Source organism: Pseudomonas sp. 7-41 (assembly GCF_021233075.1).
Taxonomy (GTDB): Bacteria; Pseudomonadota; Gammaproteobacteria; order Pseudomonadales; family Pseudomonadaceae; genus Aquipseudomonas; species Aquipseudomonas veronii.
On sequence record NZ_CP089551.1, the window covers coordinates 2,557,117 to 2,576,386 of the forward strand.

15 protein-coding genes and 1 pseudogene are annotated in these 19,270 nt (G+C 60.6%); 10 read left to right on the plus strand and 6 right to left on the minus strand.

What is annotated here, in order from left to right; all coding sequences use genetic code 11:
- Positions 1-514 precede the first annotated feature (514 nt).
- From LQ249_RS11650 to LQ249_RS11660, 3 genes are read right to left on the minus strand one after another with little or no spacing between them, the layout of a single operon-like run.
- Positions 515-1,612: a DNA alkylation repair protein gene (locus LQ249_RS11650; protein WP_169864751.1), complete on the minus strand. Its 1,098-nt coding sequence runs from the start codon at positions 1,610-1,612 to the stop codon at positions 515-517.
- Between the two features lie 18 nt (positions 1,613-1,630).
- Positions 1,631-2,977: a glutamine synthetase family protein gene (locus LQ249_RS11655; RefSeq protein WP_057004910.1), complete on the minus strand. Its 1,347-nt coding sequence runs from the start codon at positions 2,975-2,977 to the stop codon at positions 1,631-1,633.
- 11 nt (positions 2,978-2,988) lie between these two features.
- Entirely contained in the window at positions 2,989-3,546 is a 558-nt protein-coding gene (locus tag LQ249_RS11660) for a helix-turn-helix domain-containing protein (protein WP_017847055.1), read from the minus strand.
- Positions 3,547-3,753: 207 nt separating this feature from the next.
- Between LQ249_RS11660 and LQ249_RS11665 the strand changes: the two genes are divergently transcribed.
- Positions 3,754-4,947, plus strand: coding sequence for an MFS transporter (locus LQ249_RS11665; protein ID WP_169864748.1), 1,194 nt, complete (start codon positions 3,754-3,756; stop codon positions 4,945-4,947).
- Here the strand turns inward: LQ249_RS11665 and LQ249_RS11670 are convergent.
- Complete coding sequence (locus LQ249_RS11670; RefSeq protein WP_017847058.1) at positions 4,910-5,182, minus strand: DUF1652 domain-containing protein; 273 nt, start codon at positions 5,180-5,182, stop codon at positions 4,910-4,912. The two genes, LQ249_RS11665 and LQ249_RS11670, sit on opposite strands and share 38 nt — an antisense overlap.
- Before the next feature lie 130 nt (positions 5,183-5,312).
- On the minus strand, positions 5,313-6,809 hold the full coding sequence (locus LQ249_RS11675) for a helix-turn-helix transcriptional regulator (protein ID WP_057004911.1): 1,497 nt from the start codon (positions 6,807-6,809) through the stop codon (positions 5,313-5,315).
- A gap of 185 nt (positions 6,810-6,994) precedes the next feature.
- Between LQ249_RS11675 and LQ249_RS11680 the strand changes: the two genes are divergently transcribed.
- Positions 6,995-7,615, plus strand: coding sequence for a transglycosylase SLT domain-containing protein (locus LQ249_RS11680; RefSeq protein WP_046384012.1), 621 nt, complete (start codon positions 6,995-6,997; stop codon positions 7,613-7,615).
- A 12-nt stretch (positions 7,616-7,627) separates the two neighbouring features.
- Here the strand turns inward: LQ249_RS11680 and LQ249_RS11685 are convergent, their stop codons facing one another.
- Positions 7,628-8,515 carry a nitrilase family protein gene (locus LQ249_RS11685; RefSeq protein ID WP_057004913.1) on the minus strand — a complete coding sequence of 296 codons (888 nt, stop codon included), beginning with the start codon at positions 8,513-8,515 and terminating at the stop codon, positions 7,628-7,630.
- A 314-nt stretch (positions 8,516-8,829) separates the two neighbouring features.
- Between LQ249_RS11685 and LQ249_RS11690 the strand changes: the two genes are divergently transcribed.
- From LQ249_RS11690 to LQ249_RS11725, 8 genes and pseudogenes are all read left to right on the plus strand, one after another.
- Positions 8,830-9,081, plus strand: a complete 252-nt coding sequence (locus LQ249_RS11690; RefSeq protein ID WP_046384010.1) for a hypothetical protein — start codon at positions 8,830-8,832, stop codon at positions 9,079-9,081.
- A 282-nt stretch (positions 9,082-9,363) separates the two neighbouring features.
- Positions 9,364-9,708: an FKBP-type peptidyl-prolyl cis-trans isomerase gene (locus LQ249_RS11695; RefSeq protein WP_017847066.1), complete on the plus strand. Its 345-nt coding sequence runs from the start codon at positions 9,364-9,366 to the stop codon at positions 9,706-9,708.
- A 3-nt stretch (positions 9,709-9,711) separates the two neighbouring features.
- Positions 9,712-9,966: pseudogene (locus LQ249_RS11700) on the plus strand (GNAT family N-acetyltransferase); the annotation flags it as partial.
- Between the two features lie 567 nt (positions 9,967-10,533).
- Entirely contained in the window at positions 10,534-13,239 is a 2,706-nt protein-coding gene (mgtA, locus tag LQ249_RS11705) for a magnesium-translocating P-type ATPase (RefSeq protein ID WP_102617814.1), read from the plus strand.
- Positions 13,240-13,325: 86 nt separating this feature from the next.
- On the plus strand, positions 13,326-14,042 hold the full coding sequence (locus LQ249_RS11710; protein ID WP_017847070.1) for an MgtC/SapB family protein: 717 nt from the start codon (positions 13,326-13,328) through the stop codon (positions 14,040-14,042).
- Between the two features lie 301 nt (positions 14,043-14,343).
- Positions 14,344-14,970, plus strand: a complete 627-nt coding sequence (locus LQ249_RS11715; RefSeq protein WP_017847071.1) for a response regulator transcription factor — start codon at positions 14,344-14,346, stop codon at positions 14,968-14,970.
- Position 14,971: 1 nt separating this feature from the next.
- A complete protein-coding gene (locus tag LQ249_RS11720; RefSeq protein WP_169881434.1) occupies positions 14,972-18,589 on the plus strand; it encodes a transporter substrate-binding domain-containing protein in 3,618 nt (1,205 codons plus the stop codon).
- Positions 18,590-18,723: 134 nt separating this feature from the next.
- Entirely contained in the window at positions 18,724-19,146 is a 423-nt protein-coding gene (locus LQ249_RS11725; protein ID WP_232566472.1) for a chemotaxis protein CheY, read from the plus strand.
- The last annotated feature ends 124 nt before the right edge of the window (positions 19,147-19,270 follow it).

Here is a 19,270-nt window from a genome sequence, read left to right on the forward strand (position 1 = left end):
TCAAAAATGTGGGAGGGGGCTTGCCCCCGATAGCAGTGTGTCAGCCAAAACATGCATGACTGAAGCAGCGCTATCGGGGGCAAGCCCCCTCCCACATTTTTGACCGGATTCAGCTTCCAAGATCAGGTTGGCTATAAGGCCAAGCAAGAGCAAGAGCAGAGCAAAAGCAGATCAGGGTCAATCTGATCTATGGAGATCCAAATGTGGGAGGGGGCTTGCCCCCGATAGCAGAGTGTCAGCCCAAACATGCATGACTGATTCACCGCTATCGGGGGCAAGCCCCCTCCCACACTTTTGACCGGATTCAGCTTCCAAGATCGGGTCGGCTATAAGGCCAAGCAAGAGCAAGAGCAGAGCAAAAGCAGCTCAGGGTCTATCTGATCTATGGAGATCCAAATGTGGGAGGGGGCTTGCCCCCGATAGCAGTGTGTCAGCCAAAACATGCATGACTGAAGCAGCGCTATCGGGGGCAAGCCCCCTCCCACATTGGATCTGTGGTGTTGCTTGAACTGAGTCAATCGCGCAAGACGAATTCCGCGCTGCCCAGCCGTTCTCCATTCACCAGCACATGCACCGCGTGCTTGCCCGGGTAGTGCTTGCGCGTGGTCAGTTCACGGATATGTTGTTCGCGGCTGATGTGCTGCTGCTCGCCTGCGCCAAGGGTAAAGGCCTTGAGCTTGAACACTTTGGCCGCACGGTGGCCGGCGCTTTTTACGTAGTCGATGGCGTAGTCCACCACCAGTTTTTGTGGTGCGGCGGCGGTGGATTCGAGGCTGAAGGTCAGGTTGATCCGCTCCCCCAGTGTGATCACCGCCGGCGTGACGCGCAGGTGATGAATCTTGACCTCGGCCTTGGCTCCCGCGCCGATGATCGTCAGCGCGCGGGTGTTGCCCTGCTTGATCAGGCTGCGCAGTGCATGGCGGGCGATCCAGGCGGTGTGCGGGTTATCCAGCGACCAGCCTTCGATCAGGCTGAGGACCCAATCGGGGTGGTCCTTGGTGATGTCGTTGAGGTGGTTGGCCACGGACTTGCGCACGTAGAGGCTGCTGTCGGCCTTGAGGTTGTCGAGGATCGACGCGCACAGCGCGGGGGTGGCCTGCACGTCGGCCAGGCGGAATGACCACGGCAGGCGCGGTCGCGAGCCTTCGCTGGCGAGGCGGCGCACGTGTTCGTTGTCATCCAGCGACCACTGTTGCATCACCGCCAGGGTGCGTTGGAAGTCGTGCAGCAAGAAGTGCCGGATCGCGAATTCGGCGGAGCCAAAGGTGGTGAAATATTTGAGCGCGGCCATGGAGCGCTCGAAGTCATCCCGGCCATGACTCGCCACGTAGTGCGGCAGGAACAGGCTGACAAAGCCGCTGTTCAAGCGCGGCGCGAGGGCATAGAGCAGCGTGAGAGTCTGTGGGTAATCCAGCGGGATCACCGCATGCAGGCTGTCGCTGACCCGCGCCACGCGCTGCATCACCGACAACTCGGCCAGCCCGGCCTTGGCGTGCTGGAGAAAGCCCTGGGCGTCGAACGCCGGGTACACCGCCGTCATCTCGGTGGTGATGTGTTGCAGGCGTTCGGCGTTGAAGATTTCCTTGAGGGCCGGGGCGCTTTGGTCGGTCATCGGTGATTCCATGGGGGGTTAGAGAAACCAGCGGTATTCCCGTGCGTTGATCTCCTGCTGAAACGCCAAGTGGTCCTGGCGTTTGTTCTCGCAGTACACGTCGACAAATTCCGCGCCCAGCTTATCGCGCAATACCGCTTGATGTTGCATGGCGCGCACGGCCTCGAGCATTTCCAGGGGGAAGTCGGTGCCGCTGTTGCGGTCGTCGTTCAGTGGGGCGATGGGTTCGCGCTTGGCGTCAAGCCCATGCTCCAACCCCACCAGAATCGCCGCCAACACCAGGTACGGGTTGGCATCGGCGCTGGCCAGGCGGTGTTCGATACGCAGGTTGCGCGGGTCGGACTCGGGGATGCGTACGCACGCATCGCGGTCTTCGAAGCCCCAGCTGGCACGGGTGGCGGCGTTGACCGTACCGCCCAGGCGGCGGAAGGCGTTGTGGTTCGGCGAGAAGATCGGCATGCAGTGCGGCAGCAACTCCAGGCAGCCGGCCACGGCGTGGCGCAGGGGTTGCTGTTGATGGGCCGCGAGTATGTTGTTGCCGGCGCCGTCGTACAGGCTGACATGCACGTGCATGCCGCTGCCGGGGAATTGCAGGTAGGGCTTGGCCATGAAGCTGGCGCGGTAGCCGTGCTTGAGCGCCACGCCGCGGGTGCTGCGGCAGAACAGGGCGGCCCAGTCGGCAGCGCGCAGGCCATCGTCCAAGTGGCCGAAGTTGATCTCGAACTGGCCGGGGCCGAGTTCTGCGGTGATCACCGTGATGTCGATGCCTTGGTCCTTGGCGGTTTGCGCCATATCGTCGAGCACCTCGCTGAAGCGCGACAGTCGCTCGATATGCAGGTTGGGCTGGTCGTCGGCGTCGTTACTCAGCGGGTCGCGGGCGAATTGCGGCAGGCCGTTGTCGAGCTGCTTGTCGAACAGGTAAAACTCCAGTTCAAAGGCCACCACCGGGTGAATGCCTTTGTGGTGCAGGCGTTCCAGAACCTTGGCCAATACTTCCCGCGGTTCGAATTCGATCGGCGCTTGCGTACCGTCCGAGGTGATCAGCATCTGGCCCAGCGGCTGCGACTCCCAGCTCACCGGCTTGAGCGTGCCCGGCACCAGGCGGCGGTTGGCGTCGGGGTCGCCGTCGTTGAAGCAGTAATCACCGATCTTGAACAACCCGCCCTGAACCCCCAGCAGCACGGCGTTCTGCGGCAGCTTCAAGGGGCCGCCGGCGGCGACTTTTTCCAGCATCTCCACCGGGTAGCGCTTGCCGTAGAAATGCCCGGGGATGTCCAGGGCGATCAGGTCGACATAACGCACGTCGGGGTGGTTCTGGCGAAAGCTCCGTACTTCGGCCAGCAGCGTGGAGGAATGGCTTTTCACGGGTGTAGCTCCTAGTTGTAAACCCACAGCACGCGGGCGGGCAGTTCGGTCAGGTTGGCGTAGCGGCAACGGGCGAAACTGGCCAGGTGGAAGCTGTCGCCTTGGTGCAGGGTGACCGAGTCGGCTTCCCCTTCCACCCACAGCGTCAACTCACCCTCCAGCACAAACCCGGCCTGCTCGGCGCGGTCGCTCATGGTCTGCTCACCGCTATTGGCTCCGGGGGCCAGCAGGCTGTCGAGCATCGAAAACGCACCGTTCATGTTGGGGGAGACCAGGATGTCGGTGATGCCATTGGCGTAATACACCGTGCGCCGCTCGTTGGGGCGCGTCACCCAGTTGATGGCCTTGGGTTTGCTCAGGCTGTAGAAATAGGTGGTGGGCACGTCAAGGGCGTGGCTGATCGCGGTCAGGTCCGCCACGGTCGGGCGTGACAGGCCTCGTTCGACCTGAGACAGGAAACCCACCGAACGCTCGATCTTTTGCGCCAATTGCGCGAGGGTGAGTTTCTTGTACTTGCGCAGGTCGTGGATCAGGATCGCCAGGGCTTCGAGTTCTTCTTGTTGGTTCATGAAATTTATTTCGTTAAATTTCATGAAAAATTACAGGATAAATTTCACGAGAGCAATGGGTTTGTGCTGCTCAAAACCACTAACGGCACCATCCTCGAGATCACCCCGGTCAAGCGATAATCCGCTGGCAACGCCTGCTTTTTTCGGGTTCCTGAGGTAAGGTGACCGGCTGCAATGGCCGCGTTACCTTCATGGAATGAGAGCAGGATGCTTGCCACCCTAAGACACTACCCCCGCACAGTGAAGCTGTTGCTGTCCGCCACGTTGATGTTGACGCTGGCCAAGGCGATCACCTTTCCGTACCTGGTTATCTACCTCACCCGGCACTTTGCCCTGGACATCACCCAGGTCGGCCTGGTGATCGGCAGTTCGCTGATCGTCGGTTCGTTGCTCAGCGTGTATGGCGGGTTTCTCGTCGATCGCATCAGCAGCTATCGGTTACTGCTGGGCTTGAGTGCGCTGTTTGTCGTGGGCTTTATCGGTACGGTGCTCGCGCAGACTATCTGGGCGTTCTATGGCTGCCTGATCCTGATCAACCTGGCTTACGCGGTCATCGATATTGCGATCAAAGCCGGCTTTGCCAGCCTGTTGCCGGAAGACGCGCGCAGTGAGGTGTTTTCCATCAAGTACACCCTGACCAATATCGGCTATGCGGTGGGGCCGCTCTTTGGTGCGATGGTGGCCAGGCTGGATATCAGCTTGCCGTTTATGCTGTCGGCGCTGTTGGGGGTGGGGTTTTTCCTGCTGTACTGGCGCTGGGGTGATCGTGCGCTGGCCACTGTCGATGCCACGCAAAAGCCGGTGTCGTTCCTGGCTGTCGGCCGCGTGCTGTTGAAGGATCGGCGCCTGGTGTGCTTCACCGTTGGCGGCGTGCTCAGTGCGGTGGTGTTCGGCCAGTTCACGGCTTACCTGTCGCAATACCTGGTGACCACCACCACTGCTGAATACACCTACAAGGTCATCAGCGCGGTGCTTACGACGAACGCCGTGTTGGTGATTGCCTTGCAATACGTGATCGGTCGGCGCATCTCGCACCGTTACCTGAGCCAATGGCTGATCTTCGGCTTGAGCATGTTCATGCTGGGGTTGATCGGCTTTGCGCTGTCCACCAGCGTACTGTGGTGGGTGCTGGCGATGGCGGTGTTTACCGTGGGGGAAATCGTCGTGTTCCCGGCCGAGTACATGTTTATCGACCGCATTGCCCCGGACCACCTGCGCGGCATGTATTACGGCGCGCAAAACCTGTCCAACCTCGGCGCCGCGCTGGGGCCGGTGCTGTGCGGGTTGGTGTTGGCCAGCCTGCCGGCGCATTACATGTTCTACATGCTGGGGGCGTTTATCGTCGGTGGCGGGGTGTTCTATTTCATGGGTGCGAGGCTGAAGGCAAGTCATCCAGAGTGAGTTTGCCCAGGTGGTTGCTGTGCAGCTCGTAGCGTAATTCTTCGACCATCTTGTCCACTTCTTGCGGGGTCTGCAGCCGATTGGTGCTGATCCCGGTGACCACCAGGTCGACCCGGCCGGTTTCGGCGTCGAAGACTTTGAGGGTCAGCGACGCGTCCCGGCACAGGGTGAATTCGCACGTCAGCGGCGACAGGCCTTCTTCGATGCAATTTCGCAATTGAGACAGGGTAAACATGCTAATTCCTTCCGGGTGTGGAATACGACGACACAGGATCGAAAGCCTGTGCCCACCCCAGGAAGGTTAAGCATTACACCTAGGCGCAATAAGGCGAATTCGCACTAGCCGCACTAGTGCATTTGTACTTTCAGCGCTTGTTTTTCAGACGCAGTTCACCGGCGAACAGTCCGCGCTCACGGGCCCAGACGATCGCTGCACTACGGCTATGCACCCCCAGTTTGGAATACACCGTGGCCACATGGTTACGCACCGTGTTGGGCGCCAGCTTCAGGCGCGAGGCGATCTCTTTGTCGGCCAGGCCTTCGCAAATCAAACCCAGCACATCGCGCTCGCGGGTGGTGAGATCGGTGAAGGCAATGCCTGGCACATTGGGTCGGTTGGCGCCTTTGGCGTTGGCCAGCTTTTCGATCAGGGTCTGGCTGAACCAGGAGGCGTCCTGCATCACTTCTTCGATGGCCGCCACCAGCTCCAGCTCCGAGCGCTTGCGTTCGGTGATGTTCATCAGCACCAGCAGGTAGCAGGGCACGTCCTGGATGCTCACGGTATCGGCGGACACCACGCAGTCGATCACCTCAGCGCCTTTCTTGCGCACCTTCAGATCCAGCCCGTCGAGGTTGCCGGCTTTTTCCAGAGTGGCGAACAACTGCGCACAGGCTTGGGCGCTGTCGATGAAGTCGATGTCTTCGATGGCTTTGCCGATCAGTTCTTCACTGGTGTAGCCGGTAATGCTCATGAAGGCTTCGTTGATATCCACCACCTGACGGTTGTCGGCGTTGCACACCAGGGTTGGCACCGGCGTCAGTCGGAACGACTTGGCGAAGCGCTCCTCACTCTGGCGCAGGGCGATTTCTGCCTTGCGCCGCGGTTCCAGGTCGGTGAAGGAAAACAACATGCAGTCTTCCTCGTTCATGTCCAACGGCTGGCCGGCCACGATCACCAACTTGCTGCTGCCCTCGGGCAATCGCAATTCGGCCTGCATCTGCGGGATGGTCGCGCCTTCGGCCAGGCGCTGGATGGCCAGGTCCTTGCGCTCGGCGTGTTCCAGCACGTCCAGTTCATACACCGAGCGGCCGATCACTTGGTCGCGGTTATAGCCGGTCATCTCCAGAAAGCCCTGGTTGACCTTGATATAGCGCAGGTCGCTGAGGCGACAGATCACGGCGGGCGCGGGGTTGGCGTTGAAGGTTTTTTCGAAGCGCTGCTCGGCACTCGCCCATTCGGTGGCGTCGCTGAGGATCAACACCAAAAGCTCCGGTTCGCCGCGTGAATCGGTCAGCACCAGGCTGCGCAGGCGATGGACCCAACTGCGCTCGTCGTCGCCGGTGGGGCTGACTTCCACGATCACGTCGCTGAACGCTTCGCCGGCCGCCACCCGGCTGAGCGGGTAGTTGTCCGGCAACAGCGGGTGGTTATTGCGATAGCGCAAGGCGAACCGCTCGGCATAGGCCTGATTGTTGGCGCCCAGGTGTTCGACCGCGCTGACCCCGTGCATGGTCAGCGCGGCCTCGTTGGCCCAGAGGATGGTCTGGTCTAGCTCGGCCAAAATCACCCCGTCGGACAACCCGGAGATGATCTGCTGCAATTGGCGGCGGTTGGTTTCTTTGGCGAGGACGTCCTGGCTCATGGTTTCTCCTGGGAATGGGCGCATGCGAGTTACGACACCCAGGCTGCGCGATAGTGCAGCGCAACTGCCCCGTGCGATCTGGCGCACGCTGCTGTTGCGCACGGCGCTGAGCGTTTCCTTTCTTCACCTGCCGCGTTGAATGGGTAAAATGCCGGCTTTTTACGCGTATCCCGCAAAGGTGCATCTTGAACGCAGGCAAAGCTGTCGGCTTGTTATTACTCACTTCGCTGCTGGCGGCCTGCGGCACCTCGCCACCCCGCACGCCCAACGACCTCTGCGGCATCTTTCGCGAAAAGGCCGACTGGTACGACGCCGCCCAAGTCACCCAAAAGCGCTGGGGCGTGCCGATCCAGTTGCCGTTCGCCATCATGTACCAGGAATCGGCCTTCCGGCAGGACGCCAAGGCTCCGCGTAACTACCTGTTGTGGATCATCCCCTGGGGCCGCGTCTCCACCGCCGCCGGCTATGCCCAGGCCAAGGATGAAGTGTGGAACGACTACCGCAAAAGCACCGGCCGCAGCGGCGCCAGCCGTCAGGACTTCGACGACGCCATCGACTTCGTCGGTTGGTACATGGACAAGACCTACACCATCAACGGCGTTTACAAGTACGACGCCTACGGCCAATACCTGAATTACCACGAAGGCTGGGGCGGCTATCGCCAGCGCACCTACGCCAGCAAAGCCTGGCTACCCCCCGTGGCCAGCAAAGTGCAGGCTCGCTCGCAGCTGTATGCGCAGCAATATGCGGGTTGCAAGAATGATTTGGGGCGTGGGTTCTGGAGCCGGTTTTGGCATTGGTTGTGAGGCCGCTCGTGCTCAACGCGGCAATGCTCGATGCTGCATATAGCCCAGCATCTGATCGTACAGGTCAACCCGCCGATCCCTTTGCAGATCATTGAGGCTGTTCCAGATGGGCGCACTGCGCGCGCTGCTCAGGTCTATATCGGCGAACAGGATTTCCTGGCGATTGGCCGACGCCACCTTGCCGATAGGCCACCCATTGGTCCCGGCAATCAGCGAACACCCCAGGTAACGGGCATCGCGCTCTTCGCCGATTCGACTGGCGGCGGCAATAAACACGTTATTGACGTGTGCTGCCGTCATCGTCAGGTAGGACGCCATGCACCGCCCGGCGTCGTCGAACAGCGGGGGCGGCGTCCAGACCCAGTTGTTCAGGCTGCAAATGATATCGGCACCCTGCTGGCTGAGAATGCGCGGGACTTCGGGAAACCAGATGTCCCAACAGATCAGCATGCCGATCCGCCCGATCGGTGTCTCGAAGACTGGAAATCCCGTGTTTCCCGGGGTGAACCACAGCTTCTCCAGGTTCCATAGATGGGCCTTGCGGTACTTGCCGATAAAACCGTCCGGGCCGAGCAGCACCGCTGTATTGAATAATTGCGCTCCGTCGATTTCGTTCAGGCCCGCCGCCAGATAGACCTGGTACCGGCCGGCAAAGTCGATCCATGCCCGCAGACTCGGACCGTCTGGCACCGCTTCGGCGTGATCGAACGCATCTTTGCGGCTGGAAAAGAAGTAACCGCAGTTGGAAAGCTCCGGCAGCACGATCAGATTGGCGCCGCCGTTCGCTGCCGCGGCTGCCAGCTCCAGGCTACGTCGCAGGTTTGCGGTACGGTGGTCCACACCGACCTGGGGATCGAATTGCACAACAGAAACACGTACAGGGCTTGTGGCTTGGTTCATTGCGGGGTGATCTCTTTGGATGGCTACAGCCAAAGTGGCTGGCGCTCCATAAGAGGTGATCTGACGGGCGGGAGAAAATCGGGCGCTTCCGGTTGAGGTGTCAGTGGGCTCTTGATAGTTCGCTGCCCCTATTCGTGGAGAGAGGTCAGGTCTTTCGGTCCCAGCGAAATTGGATCGACATGCACTAGCATTGGTTGTGAGAACGACACCCGGCGACTGGTACAGACCTGTGAACTCTGACAGTAGGCAGGATGCAGTGAGCTTCTTAAGCTGTTGCGTGTGCCCTCACGCATTGTTGAAGAAGGAAACTGACAATGAAAAAGTCTGAATTTAGCGCTTACCTTGATAAAGAGATTAATACTGCCCAGGGCCGTATCTCATCCAAGGACAGCAAGTCCGATAAGGTCGATTCGGGCCGGGTGGAGTTTTTGACAGCGTTGAAGGATGTTGTCGATGGGAAGCCCCAGCCTAAAAATGTGGGCGTTGTCGGCGCAGTCAATGACGTGTTGCAGACACTAGGTCTGCTCTCTCGCGACAAAACCTTACTATCCGGCCTTGAGCTTTGAGGCGGTGATTGCTTTTGTTGTGGTGAGGCAATCGTCCCTCCTCACAACGCGTGCCGCCGGTTCAGCTCGGCAGCATGCACTCCAGCGATCAATTCACCGCCCCCTCGATTATGTTCACCGAGTGCGATCTCGAAATAGCGCCTGTGCGCGAGGTGCTGCCCAGCCGGCGGAAACGCCCCGCAGGTTAAAGAGAAATGTCATTGAGCCGACGCTTCCTACACTTGCCAAACCCACCCAATTCTGGGAAAACCCCAGCCTTTGCGCAGTCAACGAGAGCCCCCCATGAGCGACGAACAACTCCAGATCACCGACATCCGCCCCGGCACCGGCAAGGCCGTGGTCAAGGGCGCGTTGATCACCACTCAATACACCGGCACCCTGGAAGATGGCACGGTGTTCGATTCGTCGTGGGAACGGGGCAAGCCGTTTCAGTGTGTGATTGGAACGGGCCGGGTGATCAAGGGCTGGGACCAGGGGTTGATGGGCATGCAAGTCGGCGGTGTACGCACATTGTTCGTACCGGCGCACCTGGCGTATGGCGAACGTTCGATGGGCGCGCATATCAAGCCGAACAGCCCTTTGCGCTTTGAAATTGAATTGCTGGAAGTACTGACGCGTGATGATTGAGGGCGGCGGTTGCACGCCGACCTCGAAGCATGGGCCGTCACGCAGGGTGCCGAGTGGCTGCGCCTGACGGTGGTGGTCGGTAATCGCAAGGCCGAGCGTTTCTGGCCGAAACTGGGGTATGTGCCGGTGCGTATTCGCGAGGGGATCAGGATGGGGCGACAGCTGAATACGGTGTCGATTCAGGTCAAGGCGCTGGTGGGTGGGCAGGTGGATGATTACCTGATACGGGTGCCGCTAGATCGACCTGTTGCACCTTAGCTGCGGATAGACACATTCAACCTGTGGGAGGGAGCTTGCTCCCGATGGCGGTGGGGCAGTTAGCTTATCTCTAGCTGCACCATCGCCATCGGGAGCAAGCTCCCTCCCACATTTATGCCTCGGAGGGCTTCAAGATAGGGGTTCCTGAACCCATCCTGAAGAATCCTCTTATTCATCATGCAGGTACTTTCCTACGGTTTACTCTCCTGTAATCGGGGCGTAAGCTTCGCGCGTTTTCATCAATAGCGGAGACCCTCAGTGGGTACTTGTTCAAGTGACAGTCGTCGGCCGGTTTCGGTAACCGGCACAGACTTGGCAAGGTAACGCGCATTCTTCAGATGCCGTTGTCTCGCCAAACAGCGAGAAGCGGCATCCCGGCAGCGACCAGTTCTGGCGCCTGCCTCGATCCACTCTCATCGACGCTGACCAGCACCTGATTCACCTCAGGTTGCTACGGACGCGCCTGCCTTTTTGCGGCGGGCGGGCCAGGCTGGCTGTGCCTTTTTGATCGGGCGCGGCGCAGTTGGCCGTACCTGCACGACGGTTTCCTCGCGCAGGAGTAACACCATGAACTTCACTCTGTTGAAAGAGTTCTTTGCCGGCTTCCTGCGGACCCGGCATATCGCTCGGCATTTCCGTCGCCTGGCACTGCTCGACAGCGTCACCGACGCCAGCGTCAGCCGCGAAGTCCCGCCGAGCCTGGCGCAAACCCTGGTGGCTGCGGCCAACAGCGGCGCGGAACAGTTGCTGGGCACCCTGGGCAGTCACGCCGAAGGCTTGGACGCCCAGGAAGCCGACGCGTTGCGGGAGCAATACGGCCTCAATGAAGTCGAACACGAACAGCCGCTGCCCTGGTGGGTCCACCTGTGGCATTGCTACAAGAACCCCTTCAACCTGCTGCTGACCTTGCTGGCGGTGATCTCCTGGCTGACCGAAGACATGAAGGCCGCCACGGTGATTTTTTCCATGGTGGTGCTGTCGACCCTGCTGCGTTTCTGGCAGGAGGCCAAGTCGAACAAGGCTGCCGACGCACTCAAGGACATGGTGAGCAATACCGCGACGGTGTTGCGCCGCGAGGCGGCCAAACCCATCGAGCTGCCGATCAAGCAACTGGTGCCGGGCGACCTGATCGTGCTGTCGGCCGGCGACATGATCCCCGCCGACTGCCGCGTGCTCAATGCCAAGGACCTGTTCGTCAGCCAGGCGGCGATGACCGGCGAATCGATGCCGGTGGAGAAGTTCGCCCAGCAGAAGGATGCCAAGACGCGCAACCCCCTGGACCTGGAAAACATCCTGTTCATGGGCACCAACGTGGTGTCCGGCGCAGCGACGGCAGTGATTCTGACCACCGGCAACAGCACCTATTTCGGCGCGTTGGCCCAGCGCGTCACCGCCACGGATCGCGCGACCACCTCGTTCCAGCAGGGCGTCAACAAAGTCAGTTGGCTGCTGATTCGCTTCATGTTCGTGATGGCGCCGCTGGTGTTGTTCATCAACGGTTTCACCAAGGGCGACTGGACCGAAGCGCTGCTGTTCGCGCTGTCGATTGCCGTGGGCCTGACCCCGGAAATGCTGCCGATGATCGTCACCTCGACGTTGGCCAAGGGCGCGGTGTTTCTGTCGCGCAAAAAGGTCATCGTCAAGCGCCTGGACGCGATCCAGAACTTCGGCGCCATGGACGTACTGTGTACGGACAAAACCGGCACGCTGACCCAGGACAAGATTTTCCTGGCGCGCCATGTGGACGTGTGGGGCGAAGAGTCCGACGACGTGCTGGAAATGGCCTACCTCAACAGTTACTACCAGACCGGTCTGAAAAACCTGCTGGACGTGGCGGTGCTGGAACACGTGGAGGTGCATCGCGAGCTGAAAGTCGCCACCGCGTTCCAGAAGGTCGATGAGATCCCGTTCGACTTCAACCGGCGCCGGATGTCGGTGGTGGTGGCCGAGCAAGGCCAGCCGCACCTGTTGATCTGCAAAGGCGCGGTGGAAGAGATTCTGTCGGTGTGCAACCGGGTGCGCCACGGCGACTCCAACGAAGCGCTGACCGATGAGTTGCTGGCGCGCATCCGCCAAGTGACCGCGGCATTCAACGAAGAAGGCTTGCGGGTGGTCGCGGTCGCCGCGCAGCCGATGTCAGCGGGGCGCGATACCTACAACCTGGCGGATGAAAAAAACCTGACGTTGATCGGTTATGTGGCCTTCCTCGATCCGCCCAAGGAAAGCACCGCGCCTGCCCTCAAGGCCCTCAAAGCCCACGGCGTGGCCGTCAAAGTGCTGACGGGCGATAACGAACTGGTCACCGCCAAGATCTGCCGCGAAGTGGGCCTGGAGCAGCAAGGCCTGCTGATGGGCAACGACATCGAGGACATGACCGACGCCGAACTGGCCAAGGCCGTGGAAACCACCAACGTATTCGCCAGGCTGACGCCGTCGCACAAGGAACGCATCGTGCGCCTGCTCAAGGCCAACGGCCATGTGGTGGGCTTCATGGGCGATGGGATCAACGACGCACCGGCGCTGCGCACGGCCGATATCGGTATTTCGGTGGACAGCGCGGTGGACATCGCCAAGGAAGCGGCTGACATCATCCTGCTGGAAAAGAGCCTGATGATCCTGGAGGAGGGCGTGCTCGAAGGCCGGCGCACCTTCGCCAACATGCTCAAGTACATCAAGATGACCGCCAGCTCCAACTTCGGCAACGTGTTTTCGGTGCTGGTCGCCAGTGCGTTCATTCCGTTCCTGCCGATGCTGCCCATGCATTTGCTGGTGCAGAACCTGCTGTACGACATTTCGCAGATCGCGATTCCATTCGATAACGTCGATGAAGACATGCTCGCCAAGCCGCAACGCTGGCAACCGGGGGATGTGGGCCGTTTCATGCTGTTTTTCGGGCCGATCAGTTCGATCTTTGACATCACCACGTTCGCACTCATGTGGTATGTGTTCGATGCCAACACCCCGGACCACCAGACCCTGTTCCAGTCGGGCTGGTTCGTGGTGGGGTTGCTGACCCAGACGCTGATCGTACATATGATCCGCACCCCGAAAATCCCGTTCCTGCAAAGCCGTGCGGCAATGCCGCTGATGGTGATGACGGGGGTGATCATGGCCGTGGGGATTTTCCTGCCGATGGGGCCGCTGGCGCACTACTTCAAACTGCAGGCGTTGCCGTCGCTGTACTTTGTGTTCCTGCCCGTGATTCTGTTGGGGTACATGGCGTTGACCCAAGCGGTGAAGGGCTACTACATCCGTAAGTTTGGCTGGCAATAACAGTTGTATCGAACGCCCCTGGGCCCGGTGGGAGCCGGGCCTGCCCGCGATGGCAGTGGGGCTGCCGCCGCATTCATGGAGTTTTTATGCAGGCAATCAACAACATCAACCTCGATTCCCTGATCGATACCGTGGTCAGCCTGACCGCCGCGTTTATCCTCGGCGGCTTGATCGGCTTCGAGCGCCAGTACCGCCAGCGCACGGCGGGCTTGCGCACCAACGTGCTGGTCGCAGTGGGCGCGGCGATTTTCGTCGACATGGCCAACCGCCTGGGCGGTGCAGACGGTGCTGTGCGGGTGGTCGCCTATGTGGTGTCGGGCATCGGCTTTCTGGGGGCCGGCGTGATCATGCGCGAAGAAGGCAACGTGCGCGGGCTCAACACCGCCGCCACCCTCTGGGCCTCGGCCGCGGTGGGCGCCTGTGCCGGTGCCGACCTGATCCTCGAAGCGCTGCTGGGCACGCTGTTCGTACTGGCGGCCAATACGCTGCTGCGGCCGATCGTCAATAACATCAACCGCCAGCCGCTGGATGTGGTGTCGGCGGAGGTGACCAACATCCTCTATGTGATTGCACGGCGTAGCCAGCAACAGGCGGTCATGGTGTTGCTGGAAGCCGAGCTGGCACGTTGCAACTACCCCGCCAGCGATGTCGATGTGCGCCCGTTTGGCAGCGAAGAAGTGGAGATCGAGGCGACCCTGGCGGCCACTTCCGTGGACGGTGATGAACTGGACGCCCTGGTGACGCGCATTTCCATGTCGAGCCTGGTGGTGCAGGCTTTCTGGAGCCCAAGTACCACCGACTGATCCACCCTGGTCAAGCCTAGGCATACCCAGGATTGGCTATGCTTTTGTAAGGAAAAGTCCTACACGCAGTCAGGATTATCCCTTCGTAAGAAACATCACCCCATTGCTAAGGTTGATCGCTGCGGCTGGCCGGCAGCAATGATACGGCTTCATATGTTCGTGGTGATTTTCAAGGGAAGGGACCAGGCACCCGTCTGTTGGCGCTCTGAGGGACTGTACCGTTCGTCGGGACTGTCAATTCTCACAGGTGGCTGGGTCCCGTGTGATGTGTCAGCGTACTTTGTCCTCTCAGGGGTGTTTTATGAGCAAAGCGTTAGTAGTGGATGACCACCCGTTTATTCGTGCCACTGTCAAATTTCTGTTGAAACAGGAAGGTTTTACTGAAATTGATGAAGCGGGTAATGGCGCGGATGCCGTGCAGAAGGCCAGAGAAGGGCGCCCGGACCTGGTGATTCTCGACCTGGCGATGCCCAAGTTGGGTGGCCTGGAGGTCATCAGTCGGATCAAGGCCTTGGGCCTGCCGTGCAAGATCCTGGTGCTCACGTCCTACTTGGCGGTGTTTTTTTCGACCCGGTGCATGCGGGCCGGTGCCATGGGGTTTGTCGCCAAGACCGGCGAGTTGGACGAGCTGCAAAAAGCAATCAAGGCTGTGATGTGCAACTACAGCTGCTTTCCCAGCCTGCCCACCAGTTCGGTGCGCCGCGATGATTTGCAGACCTCCGAGCACGAGTTGGTGGAAGCTCTTTCGGACCGCGAGTTGACGGTGCTGCAGAAGCTGGCCCTGGGCCTGGGCAACAAGGAAATCGCCGAGGACATGCTGCTGAGCCACAAGACCATCAGCACGTACAAAACCCGCCTGAAGGAGAAGTTGCGCATGTCCTCCGTCGTGCATTTATCCAAGTTCGCCCAGCGCAATCACTTGATCTGAAATGACTGCCACTGCGTTCAGGCGGCTCGCCGCTATCTTGTTGATGGGCCTGTTGCCCATGCTCGCAGTGGCCGTCGATCAGCCACACGCGCTGCGCCTGTTGGGGCACTCTCAGCTCGAAAACCCCCGCCTGACGCTGGATGAAACCGACTGGCGCTGGCTACGTGAGCGGCGCACGTTGGTGATGGGGGTGTCGGCGCCGGATTACGCGCCATTCGACCTGAGCAACAACAACGACGAGCTTGAGGGCATTACCGCCGATTATGCGGCGCTGGTGGCGCAGGCGTTGAATATCATCATCGAGGTGCGACGCTACGACACCCGCGATGAAGTGATTGAAGCGCTCAAGCAGGGCGCGGTGGATTTCGTTGGCTCGGCCAACGGCTATGAAGCCGCAGACCCTGAGTTGGAGCTGTCACGCTCTTACGCCAACGATCAACCCACCCTGGTCACCCGCATCGGAGACACCCAGGCCCTGAGCGCAGACTTGGCCGGCAAACGCGTGGCCATGCTGTATCACTACATGCAGCCCGATGCCGTGCAGCAGTTCTACCCCCACGCGCAGTTGCAACTGTTTGCCTCGACCTTCGAAGCCATCGGTGCGGTGGCGTTCGGCCGGGCTGATGTGTACCTGGGCGATGCCATCAGCACCCGGTACCTGATCAACAAGAACCACCTCAATAACGTGCGCGTGGCGGATTTTTCCGGCCTGGAGGTCAACCCTTTCGGGTTTGCGTTCACCAAGGACAATATTCGCCTGCGCAGTATCATCAACGCCGCGTTGGCCATCGTGCCGGTCAACCAGCAGATGGATATTCTGCGCCGCTGGAGTGCTGGCGGCAGCGGTTTCATGGAAGCCGAACGGCTGCGCCTGAGTGACAGCGAGCAGCGCTGGCTGGAGAAACACCCGCGGGTGAAAGTGGCGGTGCTCGACAAGTTCGTGCCATTGTCGTTTTTCAATGAGCAAGGGCAATTCGAAGGGCTGAGCGCGGAAGTGCTGGCGCGGATCAGCTTGCGCACGGGCCTGAAGTTCGATGTGGTGAAGGGCAGTTCGTTGCCTCGACAAATCGATGAGGTCAATGCTGGCCAGGCAGACATGCTGGCGGTGATTACCCCCAGCGTCGAGCGGACCGAGAAGTTGCGCTTCACCCGGCCTTACCTGTCCAACCCGTATGTGCTGGTGGTGCGCGCCGAAGACGAGCGGCTGGTTACCCTGGAGGACTTGCCCGGAAAGCGCCTGGCGTTCATTCGCAGCAACAGCCTGGGTGAGCAAATCGCGCGGGATTACCCCGGTATTGAGTTTATCGACAGCGCAAACCCCGAAGCCGCCATGGAGTTGGTGGCCAATGGCGGGGCCGATGCGACTGTTATTTCGCTCATCAGTGCGCGCTACATGATCGCGCGTCATTACCGCGACCGCTTGCGTATGACCAGCACCGTCGGCACGGAGCCGGCGCGGATCACGTTTGGCGTCAACCGCAGCCAACTTGAGTTGTATTCGATCCTCGACAAGGCATTGTTGAGCATCACACCTGAGGAGCTGGATGAGCTGACCAATCACTGGCGCAGCGAGATCATCATTGAAGACAGCTACTGGCTGCGCCATCGCAACGCAATCATCCAGGGTTTCAGTCTCGCCGCGGTGCTGTTGTTGATCACCCTGTGCTGGGCCTTTTACCTGCGCAGCCTGATTCGCAAGCGCGCCCAGGCCGAGCGGGCGTTGAGCGATCAGATGCGCTTTATGAGCGTGTTGATCGACGGCACGCCTCACCCGATTTACGTGCGCGATCGCCAGGGGCGGTTGATGGCCTGCAACAATGCCTACCTCGACGTGTTCGGTTTCAAGCTCGAAGACGTGATCGGCAAGACCGTGGTGGAAACCGACACCGGTAACCCGCCGCAAGCCCAGTCGTACCATGACGACTACCTGAAGTTGATGGCGCGGGGCGAGCCGCAGATTCATGACCGGATCCTCAGGGTGCCGGGCGGCGAAGTCCTCACGATTTACCATTGGATGCTGCCGTACCGCGACGGCGACGAGAAGGTCGTGGGTATGATTGCCGGCTGGGTGGATGTGAGTGAGCGCCACCGCTTGCTGGGCCAGTTGCAGGAAGCCAAGGACGATGCCGATGCCGCCAACCGCGCCAAGACGACGTTCCTGGCCACCATGAGCCACGAGATCCGGACGCCGATGAACGCGGTGATCGGCATGATCGAGCTGGCGCTCAAAAGCGCCGAGCAAGGTCGGGCGGATCGCGATGCGCTGGAAGTGGCGTCGGTGGCCTCGCGCGGCATGCTGGAATTGATCGGCGACATCCTGGACATCGCCCGGATCGAATCCGGCCACCTGTCCCTGGCCCAGGAGCCCGCCAACCTGCGTGAGCTGCTGGCCTCGGTGGTGCGGGTTTTCGAAGGCCTCGCGCGGGCCAAAGGGCTGGCGCTGCGCGTGACGCTCGATCCGGCGCTCGATCGCCCGGTGCTGATCGACCCGCTGCGCTTCAAGCAGGTGGTTTCGAACCTGCTCAGCAATGCCATCAAGTTCACCAGCAAAGGCCAGGTGCAACTGGGCGCCCAGGGCGATGTCGCCGAGGATCAACTATGGCTCAGGTTGTGGGTGCAAGACACCGGTATGGGCATCAGTGCTCAGGACCAGCAGCGGCTGTTCAACCCGTTCAGCCAGGGCAGCAACGCTGAACAATCGGCGCGCAGCGGTTCCGGCCTGGGGTTGGTGATCAGTCGCAGTCTGTGCGAAATGATGGGCGGTCAGTTGCACCTGAGCAGCGTGTTGGGGCAGGGCACCCGGGTGGACGTGAGTGTGGCGCTGAGCCTGGCGGCCGCGCTGCCGGCGCCTGCTTCGGCGCCTGCTCCGCACAGCCCACCGACACGCGCGTTGAGTATCCTGGTGGTGGATGACTACCCGGCCAACCGTTTGCTGCTGGCCCGGCAGTTGAGCTTCCTGGGGCATCGCATTACCACGGCCGAGGACGGTGTGCAGGGGCTCGCGCTGTGGCAGGCCGGGCACTTTGATGGCGTGATCACCGATTGCAATATGCCTCTGAAGGACGGTTACACATTGGCGCGGGATATTCGTACTCAAGAGCACGAGCGAGGCCTGGTGCCGTGCCTGCTGCTGGGGTTTACCGCCAATGCCCAACCCGAAGAAGCCGAGCGCTGTCGCCAGGCGGGCATGGACGGGTGCCTGTTCAAGCCCACCGGGCTCGAAGACTTGCGATCGGCCCTGGCGCCGCGCATGGCGAGCCTATGCGAGCCGCAAGCCGAACCGGCGTTCGATCTGGGAGCGCTGATCATGCTGACGGGGGACGATCATGCCGCGCTCAACGAATTGTTGATGCCGCTGCTCGACAGTCTGGAAGCCGATCAACGGCTATTGCCGTCATTGCGACGTCAGGCCGACTTTGCCCAGTTGCATGACCTGGCACACCGCGCCAAAGGCGGCGCGCGGATGGTCAAGGCGCACGCGCTGATCGCTTGTTGCGAAACCTTGGAGGCCGTGTGCGAACGGCAGGACCTCCAGGCGTTGGGGGCAGCGGTTGAGGACGTCGAGCAGGCGATCGATGATTTGCATCACAGCTTGAGCGTTTATTGCAATCAACCTTGACGCGGTTGGGTGGTTATTCGGTGGATTTGGGACAACTCCTACATGAAGGGGGAACATGCCTGATTTTGTCTGCGGGATATGTCTGGAAAATGGGCTGCTCTCATTCAACGAGCACAGCCTGCCAGGGGTTTGCCATGCCGAACAAAGCACTGACCATCCTGATTGCCGATGAACAGCACCTGCAACGGTTGTATATCGAAAAAATGCTCAACCGATTGGGGTATCACCGGATTGTGCCGGTGCAAACCTTTGAAGAGGTCCAGATCCTCACGGCGATCCCGGCCGAACCCTTTGATGTGCTGATCGTCAATGCAGGCTTGGCGGCCCACGCCGGTGGGCCGCAGGCCCAGGTACGCCACGTGCTGGTCTACGATCACTTGGACCTGGGCGTACCCGTCGGCTCGACACCGCAGGTACTGGTTCGCTTGCCCGGCGTACCGGATAACATCAATCTCGAGCACTTCATGGACATCATCGACCCACCCGAGGCCGCCGCGGGCTTGCGGGTATTGCCCTGGCTGCGGGAATTATCGCGCACGCCGGTGGCCGGGGTTTAGTTCCGCGTCGGCGCGATGCCTTTGGGGCTGTCAGGCGCTGGCCCCGTCACGGCCCGCAACCTGCAGCTTGTCGGCAGCGCTCAAGGTCAGTTGCAGGGGCTTGAGGTTGCTCTCCAGGTTGGCG